Origin of the sequence: Binatus sp. (SeqCode), assembly GCF_049584895.1 — a bacterium.
Taxonomy (GTDB): Bacteria; Desulfobacterota; Binatia; order Binatales; family Binataceae; genus Binatus.
On the sequence record NZ_JBAUYR010000144.1, the window covers coordinates 1 to 6,379 of the forward strand.

A 6,379-nucleotide genomic window follows, 5' to 3' on the forward strand; every position below is an offset into this window, starting at 1 on the left:
GAATCGTAAAATTCAGCCGCGGGCACGGCGGCCCGCGCCACTAAAAATGCCTGGACTGAATTGACTCCAGCTATATCGTACGATATACCTTCCATTATGTATTACGGTGTTACGGAGGGTCATCGATGATGGTTTGCGGAACTCGACGATTTAATCGACGCGGCCACGGCCACTGGGGCGAATTCGGCATGATGGGCATGCGGGCGCGCTTCTTCGGCCCGGGCGAAGTGCGGCTCGCACTACTGTCGCTGATCGCAGACGGTCCCAAGCATGGCTACGAGCTGATGCGTCAGCTCGAAGAGCGTTCGGGCGGAATCTACAGCGCCAGCGCCGGCACCGTTTATCCCACGCTCCAACAGCTCGAAGACGAAGGCCTAATTTCGTCGGACTCGAAGGAAGGCAAACGCGTCTACGCGATCACCGACGCCGGCACCGCCGAACTCAAGCGCGAGGACGAGACCGTACGTCGAATCTGGTGGCGCGCCCGTCGATGGGCCGGATGGCGTCATGCAAACGACCCCGACGCCGCTGAGGTTCGCGGTCCAGCCGAGCGCCTGGTCAAGGCAGCATTTCGGGCGGTGGCGGGCGAGTCAGCTTCGCAGGAGCGAATCGACAAGGTGCGCGAAATCCTCGAGCGCGCGATGCGCGACCTGGAAGGCATGCGCGACAAGCCGTAGCGGCTCTTCCCCTCTCTCCATTTGTCATTCAGAGCGAAGCGAAGAATCCCGGAAGCAATGCAAAGATGAACACAAAACCCGGGACTCTTCGCTACGGCAGCCTTCGCTCTGAGTGACAAAAACTATCAGCGGATTCCCGCCGGCGACGGCGTCTCGATTGTCTCGCCGCAGGTAGAGCCGCAATCGGGGCATACGTACAGGTACTTGTCGCCATTCGGCAGCACGAGCAGGAGGCGCTTGCGCACCTTCACCGCGCGCTTGCACTTCGGACACGCCAGCAATGTGGCTTCCATCCGCTCGAACGATGGCCTGCGATTCTGTGGCATAGAGGTCGTGGCCAAAAACTTAAGTATCGCGACGACTCCCGGCAAGGGAGCATTATCAACGGAGCCGGGATCGGTGTCGGTACTCGACAAGCGCACGAGGACGCGCGAGATCCTTCGCTGCGCTCAGGATGACGGAAAGAGATATGACGGAAAAAGCACTCCGTCATTCTGAGCCGGCGCGGCGAAGAATCTCGACGGACGCTCCGGCGGCCGGCGTCAATTATGTAGAGCGGCCAGCGAGGCCGAGTGGTTGACTCGCGTTGTATCCACCTGACGCCGTGGCCTACAATTTCTTTTCGTCTTATGAATGAACGCGTTGCAAATCCGGCGCATCCGCGGGTTTATCTCGAGACTTACGGATGCCAGATGAATGTCGCCGACTCGCAAACGGTCAGCGCCGTTCTGCGTCGCGCGGGTTACGTCAATGCCGACGGCGTCGAAGATGCCGACGTCGTGCTGCTCAACACCTGCGCTATTCGCGAGCACGCCGAAGAGAAGGTGCTGCATCGGCTGCGCGAGCTGGCGCGGCTCAAGAACTCGCGGCCGGAGGTGAAGATCGGGCTCCTCGGATGCATGGCGCAGCATAATCGTGTCGCAATCATGGAGAAGGCGGCCTTCCTCGACGTGGTCGCCGGACCGGACAGCTATCGCCGCCTGCCCGAGATGATCGGCAGCGCCGGCTTCGACGCCTCCATTGATGTCCGGCTCGATCGCGGCGAGACTTACGCCGACATCACTCCCGACTATGGTGGCGGCGTGCGCGCCTACGTGACCGCGATGCGTGGATGCGACAAGTTCTGCGCGTTCTGCGTCGTCCCGTACGTGCGCGGCCGCGAGCGCTCGATTCCCCCCGCGGACCTGATGCGCGAGATTGGCGAACTGGCGGCGCGCGGCGTCAAAGAAGTCGTGCTGCTCGGGCAAACGGTCAACGCGTATCGCTTCGGCGACACCGACTTCGGTGCACTTCTTGGAATGATCGCGTCGATCGATGGAATCGAGCGGATTCGATTCACGTCGCCGCATCCGGGCGAAATGAGCGAGTCGATTATCGACGCGATGGCGACGGAGCCGAAGGTCCAGCCCCAATTGCATCTGCCTCTGCAGTCAGGCTCAGACAGGATTCTCACCGCGATGGAACGCGGCTACACCGTCGCGCAATATCTCGACCTGGTCGGACGAGTGCGAGCGGAAATTCCCGGCGTCGCGCTGTCGACGGATATCATCGTCGGCTTTCACGGCGAAGAAGAGTCGGACTTCGAATTGACCACCGCGATCATGCGCGAAGTCGGCTTCGATTCCGCGTTCATGTTCAAATACTCGGTGCGCGAGCATACCCGCGCCTTCCGCCTCGGCGATTCTGTCAGCGAAGAAGAAAAAGGCCGCCGGTTGACGGCGCTGATCGCGCTGCAGGAAGAGATGTCGCTCGCGCGCAATCGCGCGATGGTCGGTCACAAATTCCCGGTCCTGGTTGAGGGCTCGGCCCGTCGCGGCGGCGGAATGATGGCGGGCAAGACCCCGCAATTCAAAACCGCGATCTTCCGCGGCGTCGAAGGAATCGGCGCCGGCGACACCGTCAACGTGCGCGTCGATTCCGCCACCGGGCACTCATTGATGTGCTCGATCGCGTAATAAGAAAAAATCACGCAGGGGAAAAACTCATCATGATCAAAACACGCGGGGTGAGCCATATCGCGATCAGGATCAGCGATGTCGCGCGCGCATCGGAGTTTTACGGCAAGCTGCTCGGCCTTGAGGTCGTGCCGTTTCCAACGATGGACCGCGACAAGGCGGCGAAATTCCGCGACGAGGTAGTATCGAGCAAGAAAGTCGCCGCACCGACCGGCGGGATTTGGTTCGCGGCGGGCAGCACGCAGCTTCATTTGATTGCGAGTCCCGGACATACGGAACGCACCGGCAGCCCCTTCGGACCGCATCTGGCGCTGGTGGTGGAAGATTTCGAGCAGACTCGGCGTGCGCTCAAGGAAGCCGGCATCGAGTTCCTTGAGGCGCCCGCTCAACAGGGCCGGGGCCGGCAGATGTGGATATCGGATCCTGACGGCAATACGGTCGAGCTGACGACCGAGCAGTAGGGAGAAGCGAAGAAAGATCCGGGATTCTTCGCTTCGCTCTGAATGACACAAAGAGACCGGGTGCAAAGCCTGTCCTGAGCGAAGCCGAAGGAGGTCACCCCTGTAAGCAAGACCCCGCAATTCAAGACCGCAATCTTCCGCGGCGTCGAAGGAGTCCGCGCAGGCGACACCGTCAATGTGCGCGTCGATTCGGCCACCGGGCACTCGCTGATGTGCTCGATCACATAACGCTTAAGATTGGTCGGGGGACGACTGAAGAGGTCGTTAGACTTCGCCGCCGTCAACGGCGCGACGCCGATGCGCAACCGGCCATCGCCGAATGAGCACGATCGCGAGACCTAACGCGCGCCGCTGACGGCCAGCTCGCTCACGCTAAATTAGTAGGGCGTGCTGTAAGTGGTAGTTTTCTGTCGCTCGACGATTCCAGGGACGCCCGTATCGGTCGTAGTAGTAGTGGTGGAACTCGAAGTCACCGGAGGCGTCACAACCGCCGGCGCAGGAACCGCGACGACAGCGGGCGCCGTGGGGACAGTTTCAACCACAGGCGCAGGAGCCGTCGTCTCATCCACAGTCCGGTGGTAGGAGAAGCAGCCGGCGACGAGTCCGCATGTGGCGAAAACCGCCGGGATTATTGCCAAACGTTGGATAAATCGCATTCTTGTAGCCTCCATCAGGTACATAACCCTGAGAGCAGCAAGAAGCCGGCCACTTAGGATGCGTAGTATATGCCTTGATACTGTGGGCAGAAGACGCGTCTTTCCTACGTAAATCTTTCAGGGTCGCGGATGCCGAGAGGAGGCGGCACCGGGATTCTTCCCCTTCGGCTTCGCTCAGGGCTTCGGCTGGTGGAAGCAGAGTGATCAAGACGCGCTCTGAATGACACAGGAAAGGAACCTGAGAGCAAAATGGTGTCCTCGCCATTTTGCGATTTCTGTTCTTCTCACTGGGTGCAGGGGTCACCCCTGCCTAGGGAAGCGTGAAACCCACGGCGGGTTTCACATTCAATTGGTTCTTCGCGATCTAGCGCATTCTCAGCGCACGTACACGGGGTTCGACAGGATCCACAGCTTGCCGTTGCGGTAGGCTTCGATTCGGTATGCGCCGGGCGACTTCGGGGCGAACTCAAGCTTCGTCGCGTTGTCGGCGGAAGTCACTTCGGCACCGTCTTGATATATCGCGATTCGATCTGCCGCCGCCGGCAGCTCGGTCTTGAGAGTCAGGGCGGGCGCGAGATGAACTTCGTCGCCCATCATTGTTGTCGTGTCTCCGGCACGCGCGAAGAACGCGAATGCGCCGACGTAGCCGAGGTAGTCGAAGCTCACGTACGAGTGTCCGAGCCGGAGCGCTTCGAGGATAGGTGCGGTGTCACGCTCGCGCGCCAGCAGATGGGTCGTGCAGAAAAGAAAAAGTTGCGGCAGCGTTCCGACCTTGGTGCCGAGCACGTTCAGGTTGTCGGGCGCGCCCGTCCCCGCGAGCATCGTAACCCGCGCGCCGGTCGTCATCCGGTCGTACAGCGCGAGGTTCGCGTCGGGGCGGACGTCGAGGCCAGCGAGGAAGTGATCGGTGCCGAAAAAAATAGCGTGCAAGTAGAGCGTCGTGGGACTTTGCGCGAGCCATGCCGAGCGCTGGCTGTATACTTCCATCGCGTCAGCCAGCGCGTAGTCTTCCGACGACGCGAATTTGGCCGGGTCGACGGCAATCGCGATACCGCCCTGGTCGTGAATCGCAGAAATCAAATCGTTGGGCGTGAGGTTGGGCTTGATCGGTTCTCGAATGTTCGCGCCGATTATCTGGCTGCCGCCGACATCGAACGCGCCGCCCGAAATAAAAAGTATGTCGTTGGTGAAGCCGCCGATTCCGAAGTCGGTGTCACCCGGCTGAGCGCGATCGGCGAGAAAAATAAAATCGATTTGCGAGGTCTTGGCCAGGTCCGCGATTCCCGATTGATCCATCCCCGACGCTTTGATCGGCAGGTCAACGATTCCGCGGTAGTCATGAAAGCCGGGAAACTCCGGCACCACCTCGATGTACCGCGCGGGGGGAAGTTCGGTGGTCGGCAGCGGCGAGCTGCATCCGATGACGGTAAGGGCCGCAACGGTGAGGAGGGAATACTGAAAAAGCATCAGAGGATCGAGCGGCCCTGCGCGCCGTCAACCGGGATGTTGGCGCCGGTTATCCAGCTCGCGCGCGGCGACGCGAGCATCACGACGGCGTAGGCGACCTCGTCGGGACGGCCCAGGCGTCCGGCCGGCATCTCGTGGCTGACGAAATCTTTTTCGAAGGCTGGATTCTCTCGAAACAGCTGCTCCCAGATTCCGCCGGCCGTGAGTATAGAGCCGGGAGCGATCGTGTTGACGCGGATATTTTTTGGCGCGAATTCGCGCGCGAGCATCTTGGTGAACGAATGCAACGCCGCCTTCGACGCGTTGTAAGTCAGCGGCCCGCCGGACTCGCGCCCGTAGATTGATCCAATATTGATAATCGAGCCGCCGCCGCGCTTCTCCATGTGCACTGCGCATAGCCTCGCCAGACGCACGGGAGCGAACAGGTTGAGATCGAATTGCTCCTGCCACGCCGACTCCGGCAATTCCGCGAGCGCGCCCGGCCGCGCCGAGCCGGCATTGTTGACCAGCACGTCGATCCCGCCGAATTTTTTCAGGGTCTCGTCGACCCACTTTTGCGCATCGTCGGGTTTCGTCATATCGCCAACGAATCCCATCGCCGAGCCGGTCTTCGATAACGCGGCGACCGCTTCGTTAAGCGCGTCGCGAGTTCGCGCGCATACGCTGACCTGCATGCCTTCGTCGGCGAGCGCATGAGCCATCGCGCGGCCGAGCCCGCGGCTGGCGCCGGTGACCATCGCGACTTTTCCCGTCAATCCCAAATCCACTTTGAAGCTCCTTCTCGCGCACCGATTCCCATTCCTTTACCAGACGCGGGTTGTAAGCATGAAGAGAGGCTTTCGTTAAAGCAGAGACAGAATCTTGAATCGCGCGCGGAACAGCGCGCTGTATAAGGTCCCTCACCTTGAATCCTCTCCTGCGGGAGAGGGGAAGAGCTGGATCGCAGACGAGCGCCTGAGACGAATTGCCGGTTGACTCTGACCAGAGCTGGACCTAGACTCGACAGGCTAATCACCGGACGGACGGAGGACTATGGAAATTCGGGTCGAAGGCTCTCTTGATCAAGCGATGCGAGTGCTCAAACGCAAGCTGGCCAAGGAGGGCGTTTTCAAAGAGATGAAGAAGCGGGCTTTTTACGAGAAGCCCAGCGTCCGCCGCAAGCG

Annotated in this window: 8 protein-coding genes; 4 read left to right on the forward strand and 4 right to left on the reverse strand. The window is 60.7% G+C overall.

Annotation, left to right across the window (positions count from 1 at the left end; all coding sequences use genetic code 11):
* Positions 1–125: 125 nt before the first annotated feature.
* Positions 126–677, forward strand: a complete 552-nt coding sequence (locus WB650_RS23535) for a PadR family transcriptional regulator (RefSeq protein WP_423962268.1) — start codon at positions 126–128, stop codon at positions 675–677.
* 125 nt (positions 678–802) lie between these two features.
* On the opposite strand, the gene WB650_RS23540 is transcribed toward WB650_RS23535, so the two are convergent.
* Positions 803–1,018, reverse strand: coding sequence for a cytoplasmic protein (locus WB650_RS23540; protein ID WP_422302932.1), 216 nt, complete (start codon positions 1,016–1,018; stop codon positions 803–805).
* A 288-nt stretch (positions 1,019–1,306) separates the two neighbouring features.
* On the opposite strand from WB650_RS23540, the gene miaB reads away from it, so the two are divergent.
* Together miaB and WB650_RS23550 are read left to right on the forward strand one after the other, a co-directional pair.
* Entirely contained in the window at positions 1,307–2,632 is a 1,326-nt protein-coding gene (miaB, locus tag WB650_RS23545; RefSeq protein WP_422302930.1) for a tRNA (N6-isopentenyl adenosine(37)-C2)-methylthiotransferase MiaB, read from the forward strand.
* A gap of 32 nt (positions 2,633–2,664) precedes the next feature.
* Positions 2,665–3,093, forward strand: coding sequence for a VOC family protein (locus WB650_RS23550; protein WP_422302928.1), 429 nt, complete (start codon positions 2,665–2,667; stop codon positions 3,091–3,093).
* A 377-nt stretch (positions 3,094–3,470) separates the two neighbouring features.
* Here the strand turns inward: WB650_RS23550 and WB650_RS23555 are convergent, their stop codons facing one another.
* The 3 genes from WB650_RS23555 to WB650_RS23565 all read right to left on the reverse strand — a co-directional run bounded on the left by WB650_RS23555 (position 3,471) and on the right by WB650_RS23565 (position 5,983).
* Positions 3,471–3,749, reverse strand: coding sequence for a hypothetical protein (locus tag WB650_RS23555; RefSeq protein WP_422302926.1), 279 nt, complete (start codon positions 3,747–3,749; stop codon positions 3,471–3,473).
* A gap of 375 nt (positions 3,750–4,124) precedes the next feature.
* Positions 4,125–5,216, reverse strand: coding sequence for a hypothetical protein (locus tag WB650_RS23560; protein ID WP_422302925.1), 1,092 nt, complete (start codon positions 5,214–5,216; stop codon positions 4,125–4,127).
* Positions 5,216–5,983: an SDR family NAD(P)-dependent oxidoreductase gene (locus WB650_RS23565; protein ID WP_422302923.1), complete on the reverse strand. Its 768-nt coding sequence runs from the start codon at positions 5,981–5,983 to the stop codon at positions 5,216–5,218. Before WB650_RS23565 ends, WB650_RS23560 begins: the two co-directional genes overlap by 1 nt.
* Positions 5,984–6,248: 265 nt before the next feature.
* Here WB650_RS23565 and rpsU point away from each other — a divergent pair.
* The coding region (gene rpsU, locus WB650_RS23570) for a 30S ribosomal protein S21 (protein WP_423962271.1) at positions 6,249–6,379 on the forward strand (131 nt) is incomplete at its 3' end.

Bases quoted from the DNA above. Each gene is read 5' to 3' on its own strand.
- WB650_RS23535 (WP_423962268.1), top strand. From the start codon at position 126: ATGATGGTTTGCGGAACTCGACGATTTAATCGACGCGGCCACGGCCAC.
- miaB (WP_422302930.1), top strand. From the start codon at position 1,307: ATGAATGAACGCGTTGCAAATCCGGCGCATCCGCGGGTTTATCTCGAG.
- WB650_RS23550 (WP_422302928.1), top strand. From the start codon at position 2,665: ATGATCAAAACACGCGGGGTGAGCCATATCGCGATCAGGATCAGCGAT.
- WB650_RS23555 (WP_422302926.1), bottom strand. From the start codon at position 3,749: ATGCGATTTATCCAACGTTTGGCAATAATCCCGGCGGTTTTCGCCACA.
- WB650_RS23560 (WP_422302925.1), bottom strand. From the start codon at position 5,216: ATGCTTTTTCAGTATTCCCTCCTCACCGTTGCGGCCCTTACCGTCATC.